Origin of the sequence: Microvirga arvi, assembly GCF_016892765.1 — a bacterium.
Taxonomy (GTDB): Bacteria; Pseudomonadota; Alphaproteobacteria; order Rhizobiales; family Beijerinckiaceae; genus Microvirga; species Microvirga arvi.
The window spans coordinates 1-26511 of sequence record NZ_JAFEMD010000034.1 but is presented as its reverse complement, the minus strand read 5'-3'; the positions used below and the strand labels follow the sequence as shown (position 1 = coordinate 26511).

Here is a 26511-nt window from a genome sequence, read left to right as displayed (position 1 = left end):
GCTGTGCTAATGTGGAGGTGTTGTACACCCCTTGAGGAAGGCGTCCAGAGAAGGGCGGCACCGTCGCAAGTCAAGAGCAGGTGCGAAAGTAGCCGGTACATCTACGCTGCAGATACAAATTGTGGCGCCTTATATTGATATCGCCTGAATCGTAGCTCCCTTCCGACATGGCGGGGATCATGAGAAGGGCCCTGCCCATGTGATTGTCTATGCGTCAAGCAGCTGCTTGTTTGGACGGATGCGTGCCATGCGCTTCATCGAAGACTGACCGGATCTCAGCCACAATCTCGGCGAACTCAGCCGTACCGAGAAGTTCCGAGCGCCGCGGGCGTTCGAACGGAATATCAACGATTTTGGATATACGCCCGGGTCGGGCACTCATCACGACCACTCGGTCACTGAGAAAGACAGCTTCAGGAATGCCGTGCGTCACGAACAGGACCGTTTTGCGGTTAGCGTGCCAGATGCGCTGCAGTTCAATGTTCATATTTTCACGCGTCATGGCGTCGAGGGCTGCAAAAGGCTCATCCATCAGAAGCAGCTTCGGATCATGAATCAGCCCACGAGCCAACGCCACGCGCTGCTGCATTCCCCCAGAAAGCTCGGTCGGCAGGCGGTTCTCAAACCCCTTCAGTCCGACCATTTTGATGAGTTCTTGTGCACGCTCGACATAGTCACCGACTTTACGACCCTGCACATCGACCGGTAGAAGCACGTTCTTGAGAACGGACAGCCAGGGAAGCAGAAGAGGTTGTTGGAAGATTACACCGAAGTTCGGACGCGGACGCGTGACCTCGCTGCCGCCGACCATGACCTTGCCCCAGCTCGGCGACAGCAAGCCGGCGACCATGCGCAGCAAAGTTGTCTTGCCACATCCGCTTGGACCGAGAAGCGACACGAACTCGCCCGGCTCGATCTCGAAGCGCACGGTCTGTAATGCGGTGAGCGTCTTCCCTTCACGCGTCATGAAGGTTCGTCCAACGTCTTGGAAGGAGATGCCGTGGGATACCTGCTTCATCGTTGGCTCCGATCTATAGTGAATTGGGTGTTCAATCGGCCTGACAGAGCAAGCCCTGTCAGGCCTTCTCGGATTCATTTCGCAGCTTTGGCTGCGTCAACGATCGCCTTGTGGTCGAAATTGATATAGTCACTGGCGAAGGAGTTGTTAAAGAAGGTGTGGGGGTCAGCAGGTGTCTTGATCTGTCCGGCATCGATCAGATACTTCTGGATCTTGTCATAAACTGCCGTCTCCTGGCTACCCCAAGCAAAGTCATCCGGAAGTTCGTCCGCCCCCATGTCTTGAATCTGAGCAGTCAGGATGGCCAGATCTCGCTCCATCGCCTTTGGATCGTTCAGATCCTTCGGTGCACGATCCGGTGCGTATTTCCAAAACGCACGAACGGCGGCCTCCGGGTTGTTCTTGAGAAAAATCGTTGCCTTGGCCGTCGCTCTTCCTAGACCCTTGATGACATCCGGGTTGTTCTTGATGTAGTCCTCAGTGGCGAACAGATTATAGCTGTACTGATTTAGTTCGTCTTCGGTCCGAGGCAGCTTGCGGACATTGTAGCCCGCGACAGTCATCCGAGCGACGCCACCGGTAAAGCTGACAGCGAAATCGACGACCCCGTTCTTCAGCGCCTCAAATCCAGGCGTGCCATAGCCGGTTGTGACTAGTTGGACATCCTTGTCGCTCATGCCCTCCTGCAGCAGCCGGGATTTGAGGTAAGTTATGCTGCCCGAGCCGAGATCTCCAACGCCAGCCTTCTTCCCCTTGAGGTCCTTAATCGTTTGGATGGGAGAGTCCACGCGGGTGATGAGGACATTCGTCCCCCTGCGACTGACGGCATAAAACGAGACAAGTGGGATCTTTGAGTTGGCGCGCTGGATCATGACTGGATCCGGTTGGGCTACGCCGACGTCGGCACGACCCGTCAGGAGGATCTGCGCCGTTGCGGCGGAGGATTGGCCCGGCACGATGGAGACCTCAAGCCCCTCATCTTCGAAGTAACCGAGCGCCTTCGGGAGCGTCGCAAAGGGATAACCTACGTTGAGATCTGCGGTGGCGATGGCGTACGTAACCTTTTTCAGTTCCTTGGCGATAGCGCCCGTAACGCTTGCCCCCAACAGAGACGTACTGATGACTGCAACCGCAACTTTCTGGACGACACTGCGCATATCTGTTCCCCTTTGCTGATTGATCAATGAGTGCTGCCTTCTCGCGCCCGTCCCCAGAATACGACTCGGTTCCCGATGTACTTCACGATTGCATGAAGGATAAATCCGGTGAGGGACAACAGGATGAGCGCGGCGAACTGTCCAGCCATGTCGAGATTGGTGTTGAAGGTAAGAATCCGATAGCCGAGCCCGCCGACCGCGCCGAGGAACTCGGAGACGACAGCTGCGATGATTGCCAACACGATCGAGAGCTCCAGACCCGCAAAGAGCGGCGGCATCGCGCTCGGGAGCTTGACGCGCAGAAAGATGCGCCAGCGCTTCCCGCAATAAGCCCTGAGCATGTCGAGCTGATCCGGGTCTGTCCGCTCGAGCCCAGAAAGCGTGTTAATCAGAACGGGAAAGAACACGGTTGAAATAACGAGTGCGACCTTGGACTCAATTCCGAAGCCGAACCAGATCAGGAACATCGGCGCAAGCGCAGTCTTCGGCACGGCCTGGAAGGCGATCACATAAGGATAGAGGATCGTGCGGACCGGCCTGAACTCGGAGATAATTAGCGCCAGCAGGAAACCGACCGTACTTCCACCGAAGAACCCGATCAGCACTTCTTCCATCGTGTAGGCCAAATCGGAGATGAAGGTGCCGTCCGCGAGATTGAGATAAAGCGCTTCCCAGACGGCGGCGGGTGACGGGAACACGGCAGGCGATACATCGAACTCCGCCACATACCACTGCCAAAACCATATCAGCAGGACCGCGCTGATGAGCCAGGCAATGAAGCGCTGTCCATCGTCCTTGATCCGCACGAGATCAAGCCGGCCGATGCGGCTGTGCATCGGCGTGAGGAGCGGCTGCGGTTCGGAACGAGCTTTGTTCATTTGAACGCTCCCACATCTGAAAAATGGCCTTTCTGCCACCGAAGGGCCGCCGAAACCCCGTCTCGTTTCGAAATTCGGGTGAACTCGGTTTCTCCGCTCGTGCTGAGTCCGAGTGCCGAGCTTTGCTCGTTCGCGGTAATGACAGCTCCAACTCCCATCTGCTCATACCAGCGTCGTACGCTTGCCTTGTTGCGAACCAGTGTGCCATCAGGAAGCAAGCACATGTGCCGCACGACCTGATCGACGCGCCTGTCAAGGTCATCGCCTGGTATGATCTCGTTCACCATCCCGAGTTCGAGCGCCTCGGCGGCGTAAACATTCCGGCCTGTGAGCTGCAACTCACTCAGCTTCTTGAACCCGATGATCCACTGTAGCACCGGGAACATATTGCCCCCGCCCCCGAATTTGATCTCGGCATCGCCGAAGAAGGCATCGTCACTGGCATAAGTGAGGTCGCTGGCCATGGCGAGAGCCATGCCGCCACCGAGGCAGGCGCCTCGCACCTTGGCGACCACCGGCTGTGGCAGCGACCAGATGCGGCGCAGCGTCTGGAAGGCGAGGAAAAAGTGATATTTCCAATAGGCTGGAGTTCGCTCCGGCATGTCCGGACCCTCGCCCACATCGTAGCCCGCGGAGAATGCACGGCCTTCGCCTGACAGCACGACGACCTTGATCGCCGGCGTTTCGGCAATGCGGTTCAGAGCGTCGAACAGTTCCAGGTTAATCTGGTCCGTCAGCGCGTTAAGCTTATGAGCACGCCTGAGAGTCAGTGTAGCGACCTCTTCAGCAACCCCGAAGCTGATCTGCGTAGAGTCTTTCATTGCTCGGCTCCCTTCAGAATGAGGCGCGCATCCGCGATACAGCCGCCCGGTCTGTCTTGGGTTATGATGACGGGATTCAGGTCGAGAACCTCGATCGCGTCGCCGAGAGAGCGCGCGTAGTCGCCCACCTGATCGACAAGGGATGCGAGCATCTCGAGATCCGCTACAGGTCCGCCCCGAAAACCATTGAGGAAGCGAGACGAGCCGCTTGCCTCAATGGCTCTCACCACGTCGGCTTTGCTGAATGGCATGACGAGTGGGTTCGTCTGGCCCAAGACCTCGAGAAGCCGCCCGCCCATGCCTATAACGATGACGGTCCCGAACGTCGCATCGGGCTTGGCTCCGATGTAAAACTCAATCCCGTCGCCCAACTGTTCGGCGACGAAGATGCCCTCATTCGGCTCGCTTCCGATGGGTGGGGAGACACACTCGATCAGACGGGTAAAATTCTCCCTTGCCGTTTCCGGCGTGACATTCAGCGCCACGCCGCCTATATCGCTCTTATGGATGACCCTTGAGGTGTCGATCTTCATGACGGCCTTGCCGCCGACCTCACGGACCAAAGCCTCGGCCTCCTCTGCGCTTCGGGCAATGCCGTTGCGGGTGACGGGCAATCCGTTGGCCGCGAGAAGCGAGAACAGATCTCCCTGCGAAACCAAGCCATTCGGCCAAGAAGCAGGACGAGCGGTCTTTCCTGGCGTGCAACTTTTGACGGCAGCTTGCCGGCGATCGCGTAGATAAGCGGAGTATTGAGCGAGATGGCCGATAGCCATCAGTCCCTCGCGCGCACCTCGCAGGGCCGGAACGCCTGCAGCCGTGATTTCTGCCATGATTTCGTCGTCATAGCGGGTCGACTGGCAGGTCAAGACGGCGATTGGAACGTCAGTCTGGTAGGATTCCTTTGCCGCGGCGGCCATGATCTCGCGGTTGAGCGACAATAGACTGTTCTCCCCTTCGCGGTGAAAGCCTTGCACAACCAGAACCATATCGATGGAGGGATCCGCAGCGACGGCGCGAATGGCGCCGCGCATGCGATCTTCATAGGTTCCCGAGAAGTTGAACCCGGTTCCTGCATCGACCGGGTTACGCGGCAAGACATCCGCGGGAAGAACGAGCCAATCCTGCAAAGCTGCAAGTGTCTTTTCCGAGAGGTCAGGCAATTCGATGCCCATTGCCTCGCAAAGGTCCGTGACGTTTCCAAGTTCGCCGCCGGACGTGCCGAGCATCCCGATACGAACGGACGCCAAGTCCGGCTTCACTTTCATGAGGAGTTCGATGGTTTGAGCGAGATCATCGAAGTCTTCGGCCAAGATGATGCCGGCCTGCTCGAAAGCCTGCCTATAGACAGTGCCCGAGCCAGCAAGCGCGCCCGTGTGGCCGCGCGAAACCTCCCCGCCTTTCTCGGTCAGTCCTGCCTTGAGCACCACGATCGGCTTGCCGGCCCGATGGGCGCGGGCAGCGAGATCGAACAGCGCGTATGGCCGCCGAAGCTCCTCGATGAAACACACGATAAGCTTGGTTGCAGGATCGTCGATTGCCTGAGCGATCAGGTCTTCGGTCGTGGTCACCGCCTCATTGCCGGTACTAGCTGCAAAAGAGACGCCATGCTCACTTGCAATATGCATAAGGATGCCAGCCACGGAACCGCTCTGGCTGATCAGTGCGATGGGCCCTTTCTTCAGGTTCGGGGAAAGCCGGAAGCTTGACAGCGAAACGCCGTTGGTCAGGTTGATCAGGCCGAGGCAGTTCGGCCCAAGCGCAGCGATCTCGGCCTCAGCGCAGGCGCGCTGCAATTCCAGCTCACGCTGAACTCCCGCCTCCCCCCGCTCCGCGAACCCACCAGAGTGGATCATGAGGCCCTTCGCCCCGCAGGCAATCGCCTCATGTACGGCTGGTAGAACCTTTTCGTCGGGAAGATTGATGATCACCAACTCGGGTGAGACCGGCAATGAGGACAAGTCTTTCCAGCATTTCCGGTCCAGGATCGTGTCTCGCGTCGGATTGATGAGGAATATCTCTCCGGAATAGCCAATATCACGGTTTGTATCGAGAAAACGCGTCGTGAAACTGACGCTGCTGATGCGGCCACTGGCACCCACGAGAGCGATGGAGCGCGGATTGGAGAAAGCCTTCCAACCTTCCCTGCTAAGGCCGTTCTTGTTGCGATGATCGAAAGGCGCGTTCACAAGATTCTCCCGGTTGAGTTAGGGTCGTAAGCACTCCGTCGCATGGGCGTCGAACTGTCCTGCGAGCACCAGATCGATGGCGGCGAGGTATTTTGATGTCTCGGACTTCGGCAGGAATGAGCCGATGAAGCTGTTACGCGCCAGCTGGACGATCTCGTCGTCCGTGAGAGCCAGCGCCTTTCGGCATTCGGCGTATTCCGCATTGACATACCCGCCAAAGTAAGGCGGATCGTCGGAGTTCACTGTGACCAGCAGACCTGACCGCAGCAGCCGCGCGACATTGTGTTGCGCCAATGTCGAGAACACTTTCAGGCAGATATTGGAGAGTGGACACACTGTGAGCGGAATCTGCTCTTCAGCCAGACGAGCCATCAGGTTGGGATCTTCCTCGCAGCGGACGCCATGGTCAATACGATCAACCTTCAGGATATTGAGTGCCTCCCATATGTACTCCGGCGGCCCTTCTTCGCCGGCATGTGCGGTCGTCTTCCAGCCCATGTCACGCGCCTCATCGAACATGCGCTCGAACAGGCGCGGTGGGAAACCGACCTCCATGCTTGCAAGTCCAAGCGCCATGATCCGGTCGCGATAGGGCTTGACCGTCTGGAGCATCGCCAGACCTTCGTCGCTACCCCAATTGCGTTGACAGCCTATGATCACGCCGCCGGTCATGCCGAAATCGGCCTTGGCAAGCTCCATCGCGTCTAGCACAGCTTCCAGCGCTTCGATCGGATCGACGCCGCGCTTTGATGCTCCCTGCGGCGCGAACGCCACCTCCGCATGCATCACTTCGTCTCGCCGGACCCGACGCATGTAGGCATAGGTCATGTCGTGAAAATCACGTCCAGTGCGCAAGACCTGAGAATTGCTGCGGTATACCGCACCAAACCCGGCGAGATTGTCGAATTCATAGGTGGCGCGCAGAGCTTCGATTGACTTGTGGGGAAAGTCGATCCCATTCCTCTCCGCAAATTCGAGCACCATCTCGGGCTCAATCGAACCCTCGATATGCAAGTGCAACTCGGCCTTGGGCAACCGCGCGATCAACGCCTCACCGGACAGGGTCATCCAACCTCCCCTATCGAGCCGGTGCCGGAGCGGACCGGCTCTCAAGCTCAATCTCGGCGGTGCCACTGTTCGTGCGGAAACCAAGTTCGCTGTTGCACCAGATATCTAATTCGACAAGGCAACGGCCATCGACCATATGCTTGCGCGTTACGCGCGCACCGCAAATGATTTTGTAGCCGACCAATACCCACTCTTCGTTGCGCTGCGAGATCCTGGTCACCCAGCTGTTCGGGCCGCCCCAGCGGCTCAGCATGGCCCCGAACCATTGGATCCGCAGGACGCCCGGTGCGAAAGCATCCGGAATGTGTCCGGTCCGGCCGATGCGGTCATAGCCGGTACCAATCGTGGCTGCATTGAAGCGACCGATATCGAAAGCCATCACTGGACCGAATTCCCACAGGGGGAGCTCATCGCCCTCATTCACATCCTCGAAGAAGCGCAGCTCGTCATACCGCCTGACGGGCGTGGGCTGAGTGCCGGGAAGAAGCGGCGGCGTCGCGACATTGCGCGTGAACTGGCCCTCCGGCAACGGAGGATAGGACTGGCCAACACCGCCATTGGAAGCAACGTCGGAGCCTTTGAACCTGAAGCTGTAGGAATTGAGCTTTGCAACAATCTCACCGCGCTGATTCGTAAAGCGCATGCCTTCCTTGACCAGCACGCAATCGCCGAGCTTGCGCGATTTCTTGATCGTCGCATCCTCGATCTTGCCATAGGAAAGGATCGTGTCGCCGGGACGCACCGGCTTGAGGAATTCCCACTCCTCAGTGGCGTTGTCGGCATTGGTGAGTTCATTGCCGAAGGCGTCTCGGATCCCCGGGAACTTGCTCAGCCAAGCGGGCGAGCCATGTGCGTAGAGATAACCTGGCGGTGCGATGATGCTGCGCCAGCGCGTGGTTGCCGCATAATCATCCTCAAGGTAAAGCGCGTTTATGTCAGGGACCGCATAGGCGAAGTGGCGAATACTGTCGCGAGTAACACCATAGTTGTATTGCTCTGGCTGTGGCACGTCCTTGCCAACAAACGCCATGAATTCAGAAATATCGAGTGATGTTCCCTGCATGAGACAACGGTTCTCCATGCTCGCTGGAACCGCCACTCTCTGTTAGAGCTTGAGGCGGTGCGACCTAATTTTTGTTCCAGTTGGTCATGATCACAGGATAGACCGCTAATTTTCTTCATTTCAAATATTATTTTTCGGAAAGCGTGCTCTATAAATTAGAGCAGTCTCTTTCGGTCATGTCGTTCATTGCTCTGACAATAGTACCTACAACGCGCATGGCCGCGGAGGATGGGTGTGACAAAGTTACTAGAGATAGCGATGACGGTTTTATCTCGCTGTCAGACAGCGGAATGAAAACAAGCTGTCCGCTGCGGATCTCTGAAAGGATTTCGGCGCGGGTTAAGAGAGCGACACCTATTCGCCTAAAAACCATGGCTTTCATGAATGCAAAATTGTTACATGCCGCCACTGGGTTTAGAGCAATTCCAGCCAAGGTTAGAGCTGTATCGATGCTGTTGCGGATGAGCAGCCCCTCTTCGGGAAGGATCAGAGGCAGGTCGCGGCAGTCTGACAGACTAATGCTTGCCCTTTCCGCCAGCGGATGGTCCGGTAATATCGCCAAGCCTGGGACCAATCGAACTGAATGCTCGACGCGCATGACTCGGTAGGAGGTCGACATAAAAGTCAAGCCGAGATCAGCATTCCCACTAAGCACCATCTCTCTCACGCCGCCGCCGCCAACGACATGGATGGAGATCACCACGTGAGGACAGTCGGCGTGAAAATCAGCAAGGATGCCCGCCAGAAGATCTCCAGCAATAGCCTCGGCAGCGGCAATTGTGATCTTGCCGCTGGCTAGACCCTGGATGTTGTTAATCTCGGACTGAACATTCTCGAATTCGCGCTTCCAGCGCTGCAGATTGTAGATCAAGTGCTCGCCTGCCGGCGTGAGCCGGAGGCCCTGTGGCAGTCGGTCGAAGAGCCGCGTGCCAAGTTCTTCCTCGGCCATGATGATCTGCCGGTTGATCGCGGATGGTGCGATGTTCAGCCATTCCGCAGCACTGCGAATTGAACCGCGGCGAGCAACTTCTTCGATGTACCGCCCGAATCTAGAAAAGACAGGCATGCACGGCTCCGATGTGTTCTGGTCGATCCGAAATATCTACTATCGCACATGTCCGACGTCCTCGGGCAAGGTGGTTCTGATCGAAGACACAGCATGATTAGAGCAAATATATGCGGAGAACCGGAGGTGCGCATATGGTCTGGATCAAACGCGAGGGTTATGCGGCAAACCGTCTGTTTGCGCGCCGACGAGCAGCTTGCGCAGGTGCCGGTTGCCCATCTTGGAGATGGGCCCAGCCGCGCCTTGCCGCCGATTGAATGCTGCCGCGGCACAAGGCCGAGATAGGTCGCAAACTCCCGGCTGCCCTGGAACAGGCTGGCATCCCGGATGCTGGCCGAGAGACAGGAAGCCGCAATCGGGCCGATGCCGGGAATGGTGGCGAGCCTCGTGCTGACTGGATCGCTGCGGTGGGCCGCCAGAATGGCCTTGTCGAGCTTGGCAATCTGCGCCTCAATCCCGAGCAGCATCGCCGCCAGAGGCCGGAGTGTGACCCGGGCCGTGGCGGGGAGATTCAGGTTAGTCTCGTCCTGAAGATAAGCGATCAGCTGGCGCGTGTTGCGAGCGCCCTGCGCCACGACAATGCCCAGTTCTGCAAAGTGACCCCGCAGGGCATTGATCAGGGCCGTCCGCTGCCCGATCAGAAGATCGTGGGCGCCGTGCAGCATAAGGGTGCTCTGCTGCTGCGGGCTCTTAACCGGGACGAAGCGCATCGATGGCTGTGTGACGGCCTCACAGATCGCAGCCGTGTCCGCGGCATCGTTCTTCTGCCGGCGCAGATAGGGTTTGATATAGGCTGGCGGGATCAGGCGGACGTCATGCCCGAAGGCCATGAGCGTGCGGGCCCAGTGATGAGCGGTTGCACAAGCTTCCATGCCGATCAGGCAAGGGGACAGTGCAGTGAAGAAGCCCGGCACCTGGGCCACACCATTGGCCCCTGGGAAAAATTTCTAGACACCTCGAGCCGCCCTGCCCCATTACAAGTATCACAAGTAGGGAGGGGTGCAGGCGCTCACCACGATGCAGTCACTGGTCCCAGGGTTACGGAACCGGTGCGGGATTCGGCTATCGAAAAGGTAGGCGTCGCCCGAGCGGAGCACCTGAACCTGGTCGCCCACTGTAACTTCGAGTTCCCCTTCGATGACGATGCCTCCTTCGCGCGATTTATGCTCAAGCATGGTCGTGCCGGTATCAGCCCCAGGCTCATAGCGCTCATGGAGGATCTGCAGGTCGTGGGCCTGCGCATCGCCTACTTGGCGGAAGTTCAGCCGGCTGTGGTCCTGTCCCGTGTGGCTGGAAAGGCGGGATGTCAGGTCGATCAGCTCATTGGCGCCAAAAAAAACCTTGTCGCGTGCTCTCGTCTCCTCGTGGAAGAACCCTGCCATCGTCATGGACACCCCGCCCAAGATCTTGCGTAGAGAGGCGATGGACGGGCTGCTCTTGTTCTGCTCGATCATGGAAATGAGGCCATGCGTTACTCCGGAGCGCTCGGCCAATTCCCTCTGAGAGAGCCCCGCTGCCAGGCGAATTTCCTTCAGTCTTGCGCCAACGTCAAAGTCCATTGTCTCACCCGGGTCTCGGACGGTTTCCCCTTGCCCTGCTCAATATTTTGAGCAAGGGTGGTAGCATAGGTTCCCTGCCAGCGCATGAATAATCGGAGATCCGCGATGAGCGCAACAATGGCTCTTGCCGACCGTCACAAGGCTGCCGTGCCCAGAGGCATCTCGACCAAAACACTCTATGCTGCCCGCGCGCAGAACGCAGAGCTGTGGGATATCGAAGGCAAGCGCTACATCGACTTTGCGGCTGGCATCGCGGTGCTCAACACCGGTCACCGCCACCCGGCCGTGATGGCGGCGGTGGCCGAGCAGACGGAAGCTTTCACTCATACGTGCTTCAACGTGGCGCCCTACGAAACCTACATTCGCTTGGCCGAACGCCTGAACGCGGCCGCTCCGGGCGGCTTCGCCAAGAAGACGATGTTCGTCACCACGGGTGCCGAGGCGGTGGAGAACGCCGTGAAGGTCGCACGCCGGTTCACTGGCCGCTCCGCCATCATCGCATTCGGCGGCGGGTTCCACGGCCGCACCATGATGACCATGGCGCTCACCGGCAAGGTCTCGCCCTACAAGAAGGGCTTCGGTCCCTTCCCGGCCGAAGTCTATCATGCGCCATTTCCAAAGAAGTCCCACGGCATCGACACGGCCAAAGCTTTGGAGGGTCTGCGTCAGATCTTCCTGAACGACGTGGAGCCTGCGCGCGTCGCCGCCATTATCGTCGAGCCGGTGCAGGGCGAAGGCGGCTTCAACATCGCGCCGTTCGACTTCCTCCAGGAGCTCCGAGCCATCTGCAACGAACATGGCATCCTCCTGATCGCCGACGAGATCCAGACCGGCATCGCCCGCACAGGCCGGATGTTCGCCATCCAGCACGCCGACGTGGTTCCAGACCTGATCACGATGGCGAAGGGCCTCGGCGGCGGCTTTCCGCTCTCGGCCGTCACCGGACGCGCAGAGATCATGGATGCGGCCGATCCCGGCGGCCTCGGCGGCACCTATGCCGGCAGCCCCATCGGCCTCGCGGCCGCGCACGCGGTGCTCGACGTGATCCAGAGCGAAGATCTTTGCGCCCGCGCCACCGAGATCGGCACGCGCATGCGTAACCGTTTCGAGGAGCTGGCGCGCCGCAACTCATTCTCGTGCATAGGCGACGCCCGCAACCTCGGGGCCATGGTGGCGGTCGAGTTCGTGAAGGACCGCGACAGCCGCAAGCCCGACGCCGAAATCGTCTCTGCGCTCATCGGCAGTGCGCAGGAAAAGGGGCTCATCCTTCTTTCCTGCGGCGTCGATGCGAACATCGTGCGTCTCCTCGCCCCGCTCACCATCCCGATGGAGCAGGTGGACGAGGGACTCGACATCTTCGAGGCGGCCCTCACCGAAGTGGTGGGCAAGCGTCAGTAAGGCAACCCGCCAACCTCGCCCGTCTCACAGGCCGGCGCGGTTTCCTTTTGGGCGGTCGACCTAAAGCATCGGACCCAAAAGTGGGTCTGCACTTTTGGGTCCGATGCTCCCTCTTAAGATGAGAGCAGCCGATTCCTATGCGACCGCGGCCGCCGTCTTGCGGCCCTGCCGCCAGCGCAGCAGCGCGCCAAGCCCACCCAGGCACAGCGTACCGACGATGAGGAGAAGCGCCGCCGCGGCGACCGTCGGGTTGATATTCTCACGGATGCTGGAGAACATTTGCCGCGCTAACGTCCTCTGGTTCGGGCCCGCCACGAACAGGGTCAGCACGACCTCGTCGAGGGAGGTTGCGAAGGCGAAGATCGCGCCCGACACCACACCCGGAAGGGCTAGCGGCAAGGTCACGCGCCGGAACACCGTGACCGGCCGGGCCCCCAGGCTGCTCGCCGCACGCTCGATAGAGGGGTCGATCCCCTGTAGGGCTGCCGAGACGCTGACGATCACGAAGGGAATGCACAGAACCGCATGTGCAACGATGACGCCGAGATAGGTGCTCGCAAGCCCGATCCGAACGAGGAAGATCTGCATGCCGACGCCGAGGACGACGGCCGGCACCACCATCGGGAGCAGGAACACGGTGCGCAGCAGGCCAACCATCGGCAGTGCCCCTTTGCGCATCCCGAGGGAGGCCAGCGTGCCGAGCACGGTCGCCAGGACCGTCGCGCCGCCGCCGATGATGAGGCTGTTGACGATGGACGTTCGCCACACTTCGGCCGTGGTGAGCTCGTGCATCCAGCGCATGGAGTACGCGGGGATGGGGTAGTTGAGGAACACGCTGGACGTGAACGCCAGCGGCAGGATGGCGAAGATCGGCATCAACAGGAAGATGACGACCGCGATTCCGAAGGTGGTTTGAAGCGCCCGAAACACAGCCTCAAGCTCCTGGCACTTGTTGGGGCGTCGAAAAGCGCCCGTAGATGGCGTAGAGCACAGTGGTTACCACGAGCAGGATCAGGCCGAGAGCACCTGCCAGCCCCCAATTTGCGGTGCCGGTTGCATAGAACGCGATGACGGAACTGATCATCTGATCGTTCGCTCCGCCGAGCAGCGCCGGGGTGATATAATAACCGATGGCGACCATGAAGACGAGGAGCGAGCCCGAGAGAAGGCCTGGCAGACTCAGGGGCAGCAGCACGCGCCAGAAGGCCCGAACCGGCCCTGCCCCCATCGACTGCGCAGCAGACATGAGGTTACGCGGGATCCCAAGGATTACGCTGTAGATCGGCAGCACCATGAAGGGCAGAAGCACGTGGGTCATGGCGATCACCACGCCGAGCCGGTTGAAGATTAGTGGCAGTGGAGAATCGATGAGCCCGATGGCCTGCAGCGCGCGGTTGATGAGGCCCTCGTTCTGCAGAAGGATGAACCAGGCGGCTGTGCGCACGAGCAGCGACGTCCAGAGCGGCAGGACCACCGCGAGCAGGAGAGCCGACCGCTTCCACCCGGTCACCGAGGCTGTAAGCATCGCGTAGGGAAGCCCGATGACCGCGCACGCGATTGTCACCATGGCGGCGACCAGAAGGGTGCGCAGCATGATGAGGCGGTGAGCCGAGGCATCGGCAGCCTCGGCCACGATGCCGCCCGATGCGTCGCGCTTCATGTCGACGGCGGCGAGGATGTTGCGATCCGTATAAGGCGGCATCGCCTCCTTGAGCGCTACCCAGAAGCGGGTGTCGTTCCAGCGCGGATCGACCGCGAGAAGATCCACCTGCGCGGGATCGGGCGCGGCTTTGACCGCGGGGATCGTCCGCCCGAGTAGGGTGCGGAAGCCCGATGCTGCGCTGTTAAGCCGACGCACGGCCTCGCCCAGAGCCTGCTCGTCCGAGGCGGCCTTGAGATCCTGCACGAGGGCCTTGTGGGCCGCTTCCGAGGGCACACCTTGGCCATTCCAGGAAACGATGCTGGCCGCCGTTCGTGGCAGAACCTTGCTGACCGCGTCGTCGACGAAGGCGGCGGTGACCATCGTCCAAAGGGGCCACAAGAAGAAGACCGCCAAGAAGATGATCACCGGCGAGACCAGCAGCAGGGCACCGGAGCGCTCGCGGAGGATGGCTGCTTTCATTGGGCGAGCACCGTGCAATCACTGGGATCGAACGAAGCGACGACGGGAGCGCCGACAGTCCAATTGCCTGCCAGCCGCTCGCACCGCGCCACCAAGCTGAAATCATCACGGGTGAGTTGAACCCGCATGTGATCACCGTGATAGATGCAGTCGGTGATCGTCATGTCGAGCGCGTTGCTCCCCTCCGGCGCCATCCCGAGACGGATCCGCTCGGGACGCAGCGAAAAGGATGCGGTCTGCCCGGCCGAGAGGCCATCCGCAGCATGCGCGTGCGCGCTGAGGCCGGCGCCGAGGGAGAGGCGGGCGATGCGATTGTCGATGCTCGCGATCTTGGCCTCAATCAGGTTGGTCTCGCCGATGAACTCCGCCACGAAGCGTGTGCGCGGCGTGTCGTAGATCACCTGAGGATTGTCGATCTGCTCGATCCGTCCAGCGTTGAACACCGCGATGCGGTCCGACATCGTGAGCGCCTCGGACTGATCGTGGGTCACGAAGACAATGGTGAGACCGAGACGCTTGTGCAGCTCGCGGATCTCGAGCTGCATGTGCTCGCGCAGCTGCTTGTCGAGCGCGCCGAGAGGTTCGTCCATGAGGATCACGCTCGGCTCGAACACGAGGGCGCGCGTGAGCGCGATGCGCTGCTGCTGACCACCCGAGAGCTGCGAGGGCCGCCGGTCCTTCAACTGCTCGAGCTTCACCATGTCGAGTGCGCGCTCGACCCGCCGGGTGATCTCGGCGCGCGGCACGCGCTGCATTTGAAGCGGGAAGGCAACGTTCTCGGCGACGGTCATGTGCGGGAAAAGGGCGTAGTTCTGGAACACGACGCCCATCTGCCGGCGATACGGCGGCAGGTGATCGATGCGCTTTCCATCGAGATAGATTGCGCCCTGTGTCGGTCGTTCGAATCCCGCCAGCATCATCAGGATCGTGGTTTTGCCGGATCCGGATGGGCCCAGAAGACTGACGAACTCGCCCTTTTTGATGGCGAGATCGAGCGCGTTCACCACGGTGAGACTGCCGAAGGCTTTCGAGACCGACTCGAACTGAATGAAAGGTCGCATTTCGCTATGCTCTGGATCGTGTTTGCCGCAGGTGAAACCTTGGCGGGTGCTGCATCCTGTGGTCTCGGCTCGGCCAAAATGGCAAAGGCCGTCTCTGCGCAGAAGAGGCGCGGGCTTTCGCCCGCGCCTCGACTTGATGGCGGATTGGACGCGCCAGGAGCGGAGTGATGCATCGAGTCGCTGAAACTCGCATGTCGTCCGCTCCTGCCTGCATGGATTGGTTCGCCGTTACTTTGCGAGCCAAGCGTTGAAGCGTTTGTTGAGCTCCTCGATGTTGTCGATCCAGAAGTCGGCATCGAGCGGCACCGAGCCAGCCAGGTTCTCAGGCGCGGTCGGCAGATCCTTCTGCAGGTTTGTCGGCACGGCGGCTGCAGCCGCTTTGTTCGGAAGGCCGTAGGCGATATATTCCGGCAGCTTCACCTGGTTTTCTGGAACATTCACGAAGGCGATGAAGTCCATCGCGGCGTCCTTGTTCGGGCTGCCCTTCATGATCACCCAGCTGTCGATGGCATAGAGGCTGCCCGGCCACACGACCTTGAAGTTCTTGCCTTCGGTCTTGTTGATGCCCGAGATGCGGCCGTTATAGGCGGTGGTCATGACCACCTCGCCGGAGGCCAGGAGCTGCAGCGGCTGAGCGCCCGATTCCCACCAGACGATGTTCGGCTTCAACTCCTCGAGCTTCTTGAACGCGCGATCGATGCCTTCCGGCGTACTCAGCACCTTGTAGACATCGGCGGGAGGCACGCCGTCGGCCATCAGGGCGAACTCGAGCGCGTATTTCGGGCCACGGCGGAAGCCGCGCTTGCCGGGGAACTTCTTGGTGTCCCAGAAGTCGGCCCATGATTGCGGAGCTTCCTTCAGGCGGTCCGCGTCATAGCTGAGGGCGGTCGACCATACGATGGCGCCCACGCCGCAATCGTTGACGGCGGCCGGAAGGTAGGCGTCCTTGCCACCGAGTTTGCTCCAATCGAGCTTCTCGTAATAGCCGTCCGCGCAACCGAGCGCGAGTTCCTCGGACTCGACCTGCACCACGTCCCAGTTCGGCACGCCGGCCTTGATCTTGGCCGCGATCACGCCGATGCCCCCGTCCCAGCTCTCGTCGAGAACGGGCTTGCCGGTCTTCTTGGCGAAGGGCTCGAAATAGATCTTCTTCTGCGCGTCCTGGTAGTTGCCGCCCCAGGACACGACGGTGAGATCGCGAGCCTGAGCCGATGTGACGGCCGCGCCTGCGACGAGAGCCGTGAGGCAGACGGCGAACGTCAGTTTCTTGGCGAGTGTCATGTTTGGATCCCTCTCTGGTTATTGGCGCCTCCGGCAGGCAAGCACATCCGCGGTCGAAGTTGGAAGCGGCTTGGCTCCGTCGCGGTGAAAATATTAAACGTCGACCCGGTTGGCCCCCGTCAGCTTGAAGGTTAGTAGGTTGGTGGTGTGACGGCGCTGAGAACGGTGCTTGGCTCGTTGGCAACGTTCCGGAAGCGGTGGGGCATGCGGCTGTCGAAATAATAGCCATCTCCCGCCTTGAGCACGCGGCATTCGTCGCCCACCGTGACCTCGACGGCACCGTGCAGCACCGTTCCGGCTTCCTGCGCCGAATGGGAGAACGGCTCTCCCGTATCGGCTCCGACCGCATAGGTCTCATGCAGCATCAGGATCTGCCGGTTGGGATGATTCATGCCCAACATGCGGTACGAGATCGTCTGCGCCTTGCCGATCTCGACCCATTCATCGGCCCCGTAGAACGGCGAGTGACGCACGGCGGAGTTCAGGTCCGAGAAGAAGCCTGTCAGGGTGGTGCCAAGAGCATCCAGAATGGCGCTGAGCGTATCGACCGATGGGCTCATGCGGTCCCGCTCGATGAGGGAGATCGAGGAATGTGAGATGCCGGATCTCAAGGCCACCTCACGGACTCCAAGGTTCCGCCGGCGGCGAAGCTCTCTGAGCCGGGTCCCGATCTTCGGCATGCCCACCTCTTCCTCATCTGAGGGCCTCGCCCGTCCAAACCCGATGAGAGTCCGGCGTGGTCACAGGCTGCATTTTCACCATCTTAGGCATGGTTAGAATAATGAACAAGAGGGTCGAGGCTAATTGAGAAGCTCCACGACATCATCGAGAGTTGAGACCCGTAAAAAAGGAACAAACAATGTTACGATCGATGTCGACTTCGACCGAGAAGGTCACACATATCAAAGCGCCGAAGCGCGACGCCGACACAGACAATCGCGAGATCGAAGCCACCGTTCGTGACATCATCGGCGCCGTGAGGACGCGGGGGGACGCGGCCGTGCGGGAATACGGCAACGCGTTCGACAAGGTGGATGTGGCCGCTTTCGAAGTCACCGAGGAGGAGTGCGCCGAGGCCGTGCGCAACCTCGATCCGCAGACCCGGCAGGACACGGAGTTCGCCATCGAGCGCGTCCGCGCCTTTGCACAGGCGCAGCTCGGCACCATCCTGCCCCTCGAGATCGAAGCCCTGCCCGGCCTCAATCTGGGGCACCGCGTGATCCCGATCAAAACCGTCGGCGCCTACGTGCCTGGCGGGCGTTATCCCCTCCTGTCCGCCCCGATCATGACGATCGTGCCTGCCAAAGTCGCTGGCTGCGAAGAGGTCATCGCCTGCCTTCCACCGACGGCCCACCCGGCCATGATCGCCGGCTGCCATCTCTCGGGCGCCGACCGCATCTTCCGTATCGGCGGTGCGCAGGCGATTGCCGCGATGGCCAATGGCACGGAGACGGTGCCGGCCGTCGACAAGATCGTCGGCCCCGGCAACGCCTTCGTCAACGAGGCGAAGCGCCAGGTGTTCGGCCCTGTAGGCATTGACCAGCTCGCCGGCCCGAGCGAAATCTTCGTGGTGGCCGACGAGACAGGTGATCCGGAAATGATCGCCGTGGACCTTCTGGCGCAGGCCGAGCACGACATCCGCACCCGCGTGGGCCTCATCACCACGAGCCGGGAACTGGCCGAGGCCACTCTTGCGGAAGTCGAGCGCCAGCTTCAGAACCTTTCCACCGCGAATGTTGCCGGCCCCGCCTGGCGCGACTACGGCGAGATCGCCGTCTGCGCCGACGAGGACGCGATGATCGCCTATTCGGACTTTATTGCGGCCGAGCACCTGCAGGTGCACACGCGCGATCCGCATGCGACCGCCAAAAAACTGCGCAACTACGGCTCGCTGTTCATCGGGCCACTCTCCAGTGTGGTTTATTCGGACAAATGCTGCGGCACCAACCACACGCTGCCGACCATGGGCGCCGGCCGCTACACGGGCGGCCTCTGGGTTGGCTCCTACGTGAAGGTTTGCACCCACCAATGGCTCGACGAGTGCGGCGTCGCGGCCGTTGCGCCGCCTGCCTGCCGCCAGAGCGAGAGCGAAGGCCTCGAAGGGCACCGCCGCGCGGCTGCCTTCCGCCTGAGCCGAGAACAGCTCCTGAAGAACGGACCAGTCTGATCCCGCAACCGGCAGATGCCGAACAATCGGCGATCGGCGGCAGCGCCTGTCGCCGATCGTTTATCTGCCTGCTACAACATCGTGCGAAGCGGTGGGAACCGGTTCTTCGCGAAGCACGATGCTTTATTACAGAGATTGAGCAAACATCCGATTCCGTCAGAGTGCCATTTGCTCGAGTGTCTGCTCCATGGCGGAGAGGAAATGGTCAGCGTTCGCCTTCGAGAAGACCAGCGGCGGGCGGATCTTCAGGCCATTGGCGGCACGTCCCGTCGCGCTGATGAGCACCCGCCGTTCGCGTAGGCCGTTCACCAAGGCCGCGGTCTCCTGCATGGCGGGCTCCTTTGTGGCACAGTCCCGCACCAATTCCACACCGACGAACAGACCGGCCCCGCGCACATCGCCGATGATCGGGTGGCGGTTCGCCAAGTCCTGAAGGCCCTGCCGGAGATAGGCCCCCACGCTGCGGGCATTCTCCACCAGTCCCTCCTGTTCGATGACCTCCAGCACGGCGATTCCGACGGCCGAGGAGACGGGGTTGCCGCCGAAGGTGTTGAAATAGCGCACGCGCTTCCCGAACTCGTCTAGAATTGCGGGCTTCGCCACCATGCCGGCCACGGGATGACCGTTGCCCATGGGCTTTCCGAGGGTCACGATATCGGGCACGACCCCATGGCGCTGGAACCCCCACATGGCGTCGCCTGTGCGGCCGAAGCCGGGCTGGACCTCGTCCGCGATGAAAATCCCGCCGGCTTTGCGGATCTCCTCGACCGCCGGCGTCAGGAAGCCTGCCGGATCCGAGAACACGCCGTCGCTCGAGAAGATCGTGTCGACGATCAGCGCGGCGGGCTTGATGCCATGAGCCCTCATGTCGTCGATCGCGGCGCGAACATGCTGCGCAAAGGCCGCGCCCACATCCTGCCCGTTCGACCTATAATGGTCCGGCGCAGGCACGGCGCGCACGTGATCGCCCAAGCGCATCCCGGCGCCGAGCGAGGGCGAAATCTCGGCGATGACGCTCGTGACCCCGTGATAGGCGAAGTCGGTGATGATGACCCCGGTGCCGCCTGTGTGAGTTTTCGCCACCCGCAAGGCCAGATCGTTCGCCTCGCTGCCGGTGCAAGTGAACATCACCTGCGGGTTCTCGATGGGGAAATAGCCGAGAAGCTTCTCGGCATAGTCGAGAACCATGTCGTGGAGGTAGCGGGTATGCGTGTTGAGGATGGACGCCTGCCTGGACAGCGCGGCCACGACATGCGGGTGGCAATGGCCGACGGACGCCACGTTGTTGTAGACGTCGAGATAAGCCCGACCATCGGGATCATAGAGCCACACGCCCTCCCCGCGCACCACATGGACTGGATTGGCATAGAACAGCCGGTAGGCTGGCCCGAGCAGGCGCTGGCGATGGGCGATCATCTCCTGCTCGCGTACGGCCACATCGGCCGCCTTGGCAGGATCATAGGCGTTGATCATGGACATCGGTCACTCCGAGCGGCTGTTTCGACGAAGATAGGCGTGCGCTTCCGCGCGGTCCAAGGCGGCGAACCGCTCCAACCCGGCCCAGGCTGACGGCGCGTTGCGCAGGATGTATTCGCGGTTCTCCGGCTGGATGGCGGCGCGCCAGCTGGTGATCAGCACCGTCAGTATCATGCGGGTCGCCACGAGGTCGAACAAGATCTCGAACTCGGCGTCGTAGAGCGGAAGGACGGCATGGTATCCGGCAATGAACTCGGAGATCGTTTCAAGCGGATGCCCGGCATCCGCATTCCGATAGGCCGCGGCGACCGCGGGATCGTTCACCAGAGGGGCCAGCACCGCATCGCCGAAGTCGATTACGCCGGTCACATGGTCATGATCGCGTTCCGCCACGAGCACGTTATGCGGGTTCAGGTCGTTGTGGATGACCTGCGTGCGCAGGTTCGGCATGGCGGGCAGCACGAATTGCTCGAATCTGTCGAGAAACCGCTCCACCAGAGCACGCCGTCGCCGATCCTCGACATGCACCAGCAGGGGACGCAGACGGTGGGCATGCTTCATGTCCCACATCAGCTCATGGTTGGAACCCGGATGCTGGAATTCCCGTATGGCGAGATCGATCCGGGCGAGCACTCCGCCTATGTTCCGCCGCTGGCGCCAGCTGGGCGGCGTCTTGTACAGGGGCTCGCCCTGGAGAAACGTATAGAGGCGCCCGACGCTCGGCGGTTGCCCCGGAAGCGTGAGGATGATTTCGGGCCTGCCTTCGACGGATCGGACAATGCGCGGCACGGGCAGCCCCGGATCGGTCTGCTCGATGTGCAGCAGGAGCTTGGTCTGGAAATCCGTCACCTGACGGTCTTCGACAGGATTGCTGATCCTCAGGAGGAAGTGATCACCATCCTCCGTCCTGATGTGGAAGTTGCTATCCCGCTCGCCCGGCAGCCGGGTCGGCTCGCCGCGAATACCGAAATGCCGAAGCGCAATCGCCCTCACTTCCTCGACCTCAGCCACGGGCACGGCGGTTTCGAGCACTGCGTTGATGCTCGCTTGCGACGTCGTCGACATGATCAGGCTTACCTCGCCGGAACGGCCTGCGGTCATTCAGGCTCTGGGACATGCGGGCGGCTCCGCATGGCGGAGGCCCCGACCGGACAATAGCCGCCCACGGCAATTTGTCAGCCATTTTCCGCCGATAGATCAGCGTTCCTCCTCAGCCCTCGTGGCTGAAGTGTCTCAAGCCCGGCAATCCCGCTACTATGTAGGCCGGCTGAGGCAGTTCCTGATCGGTCAGGCAGGCCGATGTCGGTCGAGAGCCGCGACTGCGGCCTGCGCGAGTGACGCTACGGAGGTTACTGAAAGCCGTCGACCACTCCGAGCGGCGTTGCCTGCGCTCAGACAGAGTTCACCACCGCTTCAGTCTCGGCATCGCTCATGGTCCAGTCTCCCGCGGCCCAAACTTCCACCGGTAACGCCGTTCTGCCAGAAGCGGCCAACTGTGCCGACACCTCTCGGGACCCTATTTTTCCAGGTGCCCTCAGGCGTATACGAGCGGGAGCAGCGAGCCGGAATAATGGTCCCGCTCAGTCGCGAGGTGCAACGCTCCTGCTCCATGGATGCACCGAAGGGCCGCGGATGCTCGGGATAACGGGTCGTGACCAGAAACTTTACTGACGAAGGGCAGCTCTGGGTCAGGCAGTGAAGTCCATACACCTTTCGGAAGGTCTGGTTACGTGAGGATTGCTGCCTTCGAGCTTAGGTCTTAGGTGTGCCATGACCCGACCTTCCTGGTTTTCGCATGATTTCGCGAAAGGCCGTTTGTGAAAGAGACCAGATGCGCGCGAACCCTATCTGATCGGCTAGCCGCCGTCCCGAAAAGGATGCTGTTTCGGGAATGACCGGGTTTCGTGGGTTGCGGACCGGCAGCTCGAAGGTAAGGAACTCGAAAAGCTGCCGCGCGGGAGTGGGATCGCCTATTCCGCGGCACGTGCCCCCGTCATCAGGACCATCAGCACGTGGTCGACCAGCCTGATCAGACGCTCGCGCGGGACCGATGCACCAGCCGGTCCGGCATAATGGGCCAGCAGCGCGACGACCGTATCACTCAAGACGTCGAGCTCAACCTCCGACAAAGGCACGTGTCCCGCATCAGCCGCTCTCCTTGCGAGCTTGTCTAGTTCTGCCCGAACGAACGTGCCGAAGCGCTCGGCCAGGGTTCGATAAAGGTCCGGGTGCAACCGCGCCATCTCCATCGTCGCGGTTACGATCTCGGGACGGTCGTCGCAGTTGCCGGCCTGCTCCATCAACGCGAGAAGATCGTCTCGCAGCGATGTGCCGGGATATAGAGGCGGTTCCATTGCATTCAGCGTGGCAACGGCATCGGCCACAAGATCCGCTTTCGCCGTCCAACGCCGATAAAGCGTCGCCTTCGATACCCCCGCGCGCGCCGCCACATCGGTCATCGTCAGACCGTGATAGCCCTTTTCAGCAAGGAGTTCGAGCGCTGCGCCGATGATGAGATCGTCGCGGCTTCTGTCTTGTGCGCGCCCCCGTACCGCCGGCGGCAGACGACGCTGATGTCGATTAGCTTGGTCGTTCATAGCATCCATATAGGTTCAAATATTCCGAAACTCAACATTACCGAAACTCTTGCGTTTCGTATCAGCCAGCCTTATGTGGGGGGCAGAACTTCCCCGGCGCCGAGAGCGCGTACACTCTACGAGAGGCTTCCCATGCCGACCCCAATTATCCGCCCTATCCTCGTCACAGGCGCCACCGGCAAACAAGGTGGTGCTGTCGTCCGCGCGCTGCTGCAAGCAGGCCGCCCCGTGCGCGCTCTGACGCGCGATCCCGCTTCGGCCGCGGGACAAGCGCTCGCGGCGCAGGGCGTGGAGGTCGTGAAGGGCGACTTCAATGATTCCGCCAGCCTCGATGCGGCATTGGCCGGGGTAGACGGCGTTTTCTCGATGCAGATGGGATCGCATCCCGGTGACCCGGATACCGAGATCGTAACCGGCAGGGCGTTGATCGAGGCTGCCGGCCCCGCAGGGGTCGACACGGTCGTCCACACCTCCGTTGCCCGCGCGGGCGATCAGAAGAATTTCGTCGGCTGGGACGAGGGGCGCTGGGAACCGCTCTACTGGAACAACAAGGCGCTCGTGATCGACATGGTCACGACGCAGGGCTTCCGTCACTGGGTGATCCTGAAGCCCGCCATGATCATGGAGAACCTCGTGCCCCCGATGGTGGAGTCCATGTGGCCTTCGCTCCGCGAACGTGGTCAGTTCGAGACTGCAATCGAAGCAGACACCAGCATCGATTGGATCGCGGCGGACAACATTGGCGCGTTCGCGGCGGCTGCCTTCGCCGATCCGAAGCGTTTCCATGGTCATGAGATCGACCTCGCCGCAGACTCCGCCACTTTGCCCGAGATTGCAGCCAAGATAACCAAGGCCACTGGGAAGTCGGTTTCGGCTGTCACCTTGTCAGAAGCCGAGGCTCTCGCAAAACCCTATGGTGAGATTGGCTTTAAGCACGAGTCATGGAACAACGTCGAGGGCTATAAGGTCGACCTCAATGCCGTTCGCAGGTGGGGCTTGCCGCTGACCACGATTGACGAGTTCATCGCGCAGAACCGTGATAAGTTCGTCATCGGCTAAGCGCTCGCGCACCCGCACCTCGCAGTCTTAACTGACACTCGCAGGTCAGGTCCGGTGTGTCCGCTTTGGGGAGCGGGTAGACCGGACCTGACCTGCGAGTGTCAGGCAGTGAAGTCCATTCACTTTTCGGAATGTCAGGTTTTGTGAGGATTGCTGCCCTCGGCGTAGCGTCTCAGGTGTGCCAGTTGCAGTCCTTTGCTCACGGGCGTCGTAAGCTTTGCGACACCGCCTACGCAAAACGTAAGTGGTGTCGTGGTGGCTGGAGCGGAAGCGGAGATTGGGCCTTTGAGCGCTTGGAGCGTCGCTTCAGCGCCTTGATGACCGCCTCGCTGTCCGGTCAATGGCCTCGATGACGGTGCGATCCAGCGCAGGCGGCACATCATGCCCCATGCCGTTGATCAGCATGAGGTCTGCGTTCGGGATGGACGCTGCGGTGTCCCTGCCACAAGCCGGAAGGATGAGCGGATCATCGGCCCCATGAATGACGAGCGTCGGCGCGGTGACCGTCGCCAGACGTGAGCGACGATCACCGGTCACGGCCATCGCGGCGATCTGCCGTGCGGAGCCGCCAGGATCATAAGCGCGCCGGGTCTCCTCCAGGATGAGGAGGCGATGGGCCCCCTCGTCGAACCCTTGGCCGTTGCCGGCGATGCGGCGTGCGAAGGCAAGCCTGTGCGCGATGAAGCCGGCTTCGTCCGAGACGGGATCCGGCGCCGGGCGCGTCATCATCGCCATGACATCGGGGGCCGCCTGCGGCAGCATGGGATTGCCCGTGCTCGACATGATCGAGGTCAGCGACAGCACCCGCTCGGGATGCTCGCTCGCCATGATCTGGGCGATCATCCCGCCCATCGAGCGCCCAACGATATGTGCCCTGTCAATGACGAGGGCGTCGAGCAAGCCGATGGCGTCTGCGGCCATGTCCTGGAGCGTGTAGGGAACGTCGGGTCGCTGTCCGGCCATCAGCGCTGCCGCCAGCGCATGGAAATCCGGCGGGGCGCAGTGGTGGAAGTGGGTCGAACATCCACTGTCCCGGTTATCGAAACGGATCACGCGGTAGCCGCGCGCCGCCAGCGCCTCGCAGAACGGGACCGTCCACCGGATCATTTGCGTACCCAACCCTGCGACCAGCAGAATCGCGTCGGCCCCGTCGCCGAAGCTGTCATAGGCCAGGTCGATCCCATTGCCTTTCACGATGGCCATGATGCTATTCCGCCCGGGGTGAGGTTGGGTGATCCTGCGGACCAGACGCCAGGCGCAGGACGTGCGACTGCACGTCGTGCGGCCAATCCGCGATCCATTGCTCCAGCTTGGCGCGATCATCCGCGAAGAGCGAGCGCGTGGCCTCCTCATAGCCGGGCAGATCGCCCGCGATCGCCAGCATGAACTGATAGGCGGCCTCCTGAGCGACACGTTTTTGCTGCCGTGCCCCGCCGTTTCGTCGGGCGTCGTCCACCAGCCGTCTCAGGACGGCGGATGCGCCACCCGGTTGGGTGGCCAACCATTCCCAGTGTCGCGGCAGCAACGTCACCTCGCGCGCAACGACCCCCAGTTTCGGGCGCCCTCGGCCCCTTGGTCCGGAACTCTCGTCTTGCGCAGGTTCGGACGTCTCATCCGCACTGGGGCGGTGGCGCCCGACAGGCGACCGAGGAGGCTGAGACAATCTCTCGACGACGTCGACCTTGGACCCACGCAGGTCCAGATCGATGACGCGGCCGGTGGCGTCGTCGAACACGAGGATCGCGTGCGATGAGCCGTTTTCAGTGGCCGCTTTGACCGCGAGAGCCACTTCGACAAGCGGGCCGGAGAGGAGCAAGTAATGACCGTCAAAGGCCGTGCAGGGTTTGGAAAGGAGGTCGGACACGTTCAGCACCACAGGTTCGCGGTCATTTATTACCCGGACAAAAAACGTTGCGTCAATATTCTCCGGGTACTATTCATGCAAGGCGTCCGTGTGGACAACGAGGCGCTATGCGGTCGTCTCGCAACCGGTTGGAAGGGGTGACGGGATGAGGAACGAGGCACGCAGGGCGGCAGTGGCAGCCTACAAGGAACGCAAGGCCGTCGGTGGGGTCTACGCGGTTCGCTGCGCGGCTTCCGGTGAGACCTGGGTCGGACATTGGCCCAACATCGAGACCATCCAAACCCGTCTATGGTTCACGCTTCGACACGGCACTCACCCCAGGAAGGAGTTGATTGAAGCCTGGTGTCGCCACGGCGAGTCACAATTCAGCTTCGAAATCCTGGAGAAGCTCGAGGATGAACCAACATCCTACACGCGTGACTCGGATCTGAAGGATCTGGCAGCCCACTGGCGGGAAAAATTGAAGGCGAACCCAATGTGAAGGGAAAGAGCTCCAATTCGCGTCTGTGATGCGTGCGCTCCTCATCCGATCCAGCATAGGTGAGTAACATCACGAGAAAGATCCGTGCTTCGTCGCTTCGAAGGACCGCTACGGGTCATCCTCTGCCGATCCCCTGACCTCCAGGAACGTCCGGTGTTCCTCGCGAGAGCAGACTTTGGGTCTACTTCC

The 26511-nt window shown here is 61.1% G+C and carries 23 protein-coding genes and 1 pseudogene; 4 read left to right on the top strand and 20 right to left on the bottom strand.

Annotation, left to right across the window (positions count from 1 at the left end):
- Positions 1-214: 214 nt before the first annotated feature.
- The 10 genes and pseudogenes from ILT44_RS19585 to ILT44_RS19540 all read right to left on the bottom strand — a co-directional run bounded on the left by ILT44_RS19585 (position 215) and on the right by ILT44_RS19540 (position 10816).
- Entirely contained in the window at positions 215-1018 is an 804-nt protein-coding gene (locus ILT44_RS19585; RefSeq protein ID WP_204241301.1) for an ABC transporter ATP-binding protein, read from the bottom strand.
- A gap of 74 nt (positions 1019-1092) precedes the next feature.
- Positions 1093-2175, bottom strand: coding sequence for an ABC transporter substrate-binding protein (locus ILT44_RS19580; RefSeq protein ID WP_204241300.1), 1083 nt, complete (start codon positions 2173-2175; stop codon positions 1093-1095).
- Between the two features lie 23 nt (positions 2176-2198).
- A complete protein-coding gene (locus ILT44_RS19575) occupies positions 2199-3053 on the bottom strand; it encodes an ABC transporter permease (RefSeq protein WP_204241299.1) in 855 nt (284 codons plus the stop codon).
- Complete coding sequence (locus tag ILT44_RS19570; protein WP_204241298.1) at positions 3050-3874, bottom strand: enoyl-CoA hydratase/isomerase family protein; 825 nt, start codon at positions 3872-3874, stop codon at positions 3050-3052. The genes ILT44_RS19575 and ILT44_RS19570 overlap by 4 nt, the downstream gene beginning before the upstream one ends.
- The gene (locus ILT44_RS31730) at positions 3871-6060 is read right to left on the bottom strand and encodes an acetate--CoA ligase family protein (RefSeq protein WP_204241297.1); all 2190 of its coding nucleotides are present in this window, start codon (positions 6058-6060) and stop codon (positions 3871-3873) included. Before ILT44_RS31730 ends, ILT44_RS19570 begins: the two co-directional genes overlap by 4 nt.
- Before the next feature lie 18 nt (positions 6061-6078).
- A complete protein-coding gene (locus ILT44_RS19560; protein ID WP_204241296.1) occupies positions 6079-7128 on the bottom strand; it encodes an adenosine deaminase in 1050 nt (349 codons plus the stop codon).
- Positions 7129-7138: 10 nt separating this feature from the next.
- Entirely contained in the window at positions 7139-8191 is a 1053-nt protein-coding gene (locus ILT44_RS19555; RefSeq protein ID WP_204241295.1) for an FAS1-like dehydratase domain-containing protein, read from the bottom strand.
- 148 nt (positions 8192-8339) lie between these two features.
- On the bottom strand, positions 8340-9257 hold the full coding sequence (locus ILT44_RS19550; RefSeq protein ID WP_204241294.1) for a LysR family transcriptional regulator: 918 nt from the start codon (positions 9255-9257) through the stop codon (positions 8340-8342).
- A 186-nt stretch (positions 9258-9443) separates the two neighbouring features.
- Positions 9444-10174, bottom strand: a pseudogene (locus tag ILT44_RS19545) (IS110 family RNA-guided transposase); the annotation flags it as partial.
- A 66-nt stretch (positions 10175-10240) separates the two neighbouring features.
- On the bottom strand, positions 10241-10816 hold the full coding sequence (locus ILT44_RS19540; RefSeq protein WP_204241293.1) for a cupin domain-containing protein: 576 nt from the start codon (positions 10814-10816) through the stop codon (positions 10241-10243).
- A gap of 105 nt (positions 10817-10921) precedes the next feature.
- Here ILT44_RS19540 and gabT point away from each other — a divergent pair, with 105 nt between their 5' ends.
- Positions 10922-12214, top strand: a complete 1293-nt coding sequence (gene gabT / locus ILT44_RS19535; protein WP_204241292.1) for a 4-aminobutyrate--2-oxoglutarate transaminase — start codon at positions 10922-10924, stop codon at positions 12212-12214.
- A 135-nt stretch (positions 12215-12349) separates the two neighbouring features.
- On the opposite strand, the gene ILT44_RS19530 is transcribed toward gabT, so the two are convergent.
- The 5 genes from ILT44_RS19530 to ILT44_RS19510 form a co-directional block, all read right to left on the bottom strand.
- Positions 12350-13090, bottom strand: coding sequence for an ABC transporter permease (locus ILT44_RS19530; protein ID WP_239468391.1), 741 nt, complete (start codon positions 13088-13090; stop codon positions 12350-12352).
- 58 nt (positions 13091-13148) lie between these two features.
- A complete protein-coding gene (locus ILT44_RS19525) occupies positions 13149-14336 on the bottom strand; it encodes an ABC transporter permease (RefSeq protein ID WP_204241290.1) in 1188 nt (395 codons plus the stop codon).
- Positions 14333-15397 (bottom strand): ABC transporter ATP-binding protein, encoded by a 1065-nt coding sequence (locus tag ILT44_RS19520; RefSeq protein ID WP_204241289.1) that lies wholly within the window; start codon positions 15395-15397, stop codon positions 14333-14335. Before ILT44_RS19520 ends, ILT44_RS19525 begins: the two co-directional genes overlap by 4 nt.
- 228 nt (positions 15398-15625) lie before the next feature.
- Positions 15626-16678 carry an ABC transporter substrate-binding protein gene (locus tag ILT44_RS19515; RefSeq protein ID WP_204241288.1) on the bottom strand — a complete coding sequence of 351 codons (1053 nt, stop codon included), beginning with the start codon at positions 16676-16678 and terminating at the stop codon, positions 15626-15628.
- A 131-nt stretch (positions 16679-16809) separates the two neighbouring features.
- A complete protein-coding gene (locus ILT44_RS19510; RefSeq protein ID WP_204241287.1) occupies positions 16810-17358 on the bottom strand; it encodes a cupin domain-containing protein in 549 nt (182 codons plus the stop codon).
- Between the two features lie 179 nt (positions 17359-17537).
- On the opposite strand from ILT44_RS19510, the gene hisD reads away from it, so the two are divergent.
- Positions 17538-18845 carry a histidinol dehydrogenase gene (hisD, locus tag ILT44_RS19505; RefSeq protein WP_204241286.1) on the top strand — a complete coding sequence of 436 codons (1308 nt, stop codon included), beginning with the start codon at positions 17538-17540 and terminating at the stop codon, positions 18843-18845.
- Positions 18846-19001: 156 nt separating this feature from the next.
- On the opposite strand, the gene ILT44_RS19500 is transcribed toward hisD, so the two are convergent.
- The 3 genes from ILT44_RS19500 to ILT44_RS19490 all read right to left on the bottom strand — a co-directional run bounded on the left by ILT44_RS19500 (position 19002) and on the right by ILT44_RS19490 (position 22918).
- Positions 19002-20324, bottom strand: a complete 1323-nt coding sequence (locus ILT44_RS19500) for an aspartate aminotransferase family protein (RefSeq protein ID WP_204241285.1) — start codon at positions 20322-20324, stop codon at positions 19002-19004.
- Positions 20325-20327: 3 nt separating this feature from the next.
- On the bottom strand, positions 20328-21422 hold the full coding sequence (locus ILT44_RS19495) for a phosphotransferase (protein WP_204241284.1): 1095 nt from the start codon (positions 21420-21422) through the stop codon (positions 20328-20330).
- Between the two features lie 869 nt (positions 21423-22291).
- The gene (locus ILT44_RS19490) at positions 22292-22918 is read right to left on the bottom strand and encodes a TetR/AcrR family transcriptional regulator (protein ID WP_204241283.1); all 627 of its coding nucleotides are present in this window, start codon (positions 22916-22918) and stop codon (positions 22292-22294) included.
- 132 nt (positions 22919-23050) lie between these two features.
- On the opposite strand from ILT44_RS19490, the gene ILT44_RS19485 reads away from it, so the two are divergent.
- Positions 23051-23977 (top strand): NmrA family NAD(P)-binding protein, encoded by a 927-nt coding sequence (locus tag ILT44_RS19485; RefSeq protein ID WP_204241282.1) that lies wholly within the window; start codon positions 23051-23053, stop codon positions 23975-23977.
- A 306-nt stretch (positions 23978-24283) separates the two neighbouring features.
- On the opposite strand, the gene ILT44_RS19480 is transcribed toward ILT44_RS19485, so the two are convergent.
- Positions 24284-25180, bottom strand: a complete 897-nt coding sequence (locus ILT44_RS19480) for an alpha/beta fold hydrolase (protein WP_204241281.1) — start codon at positions 25178-25180, stop codon at positions 24284-24286.
- A 4-nt stretch (positions 25181-25184) separates the two neighbouring features.
- Positions 25185-25841: a DUF2239 family protein gene (locus ILT44_RS19475; RefSeq protein ID WP_204241280.1), complete on the bottom strand. Its 657-nt coding sequence runs from the start codon at positions 25839-25841 to the stop codon at positions 25185-25187.
- Positions 25842-26013: 172 nt separating this feature from the next.
- Between ILT44_RS19475 and ILT44_RS19470 the strand changes: the two genes are divergently transcribed.
- A complete protein-coding gene (locus ILT44_RS19470; protein WP_204241279.1) occupies positions 26014-26322 on the top strand; it encodes a GIY-YIG nuclease family protein in 309 nt (102 codons plus the stop codon).
- Positions 26323-26511 lie beyond the last annotated feature (189 nt).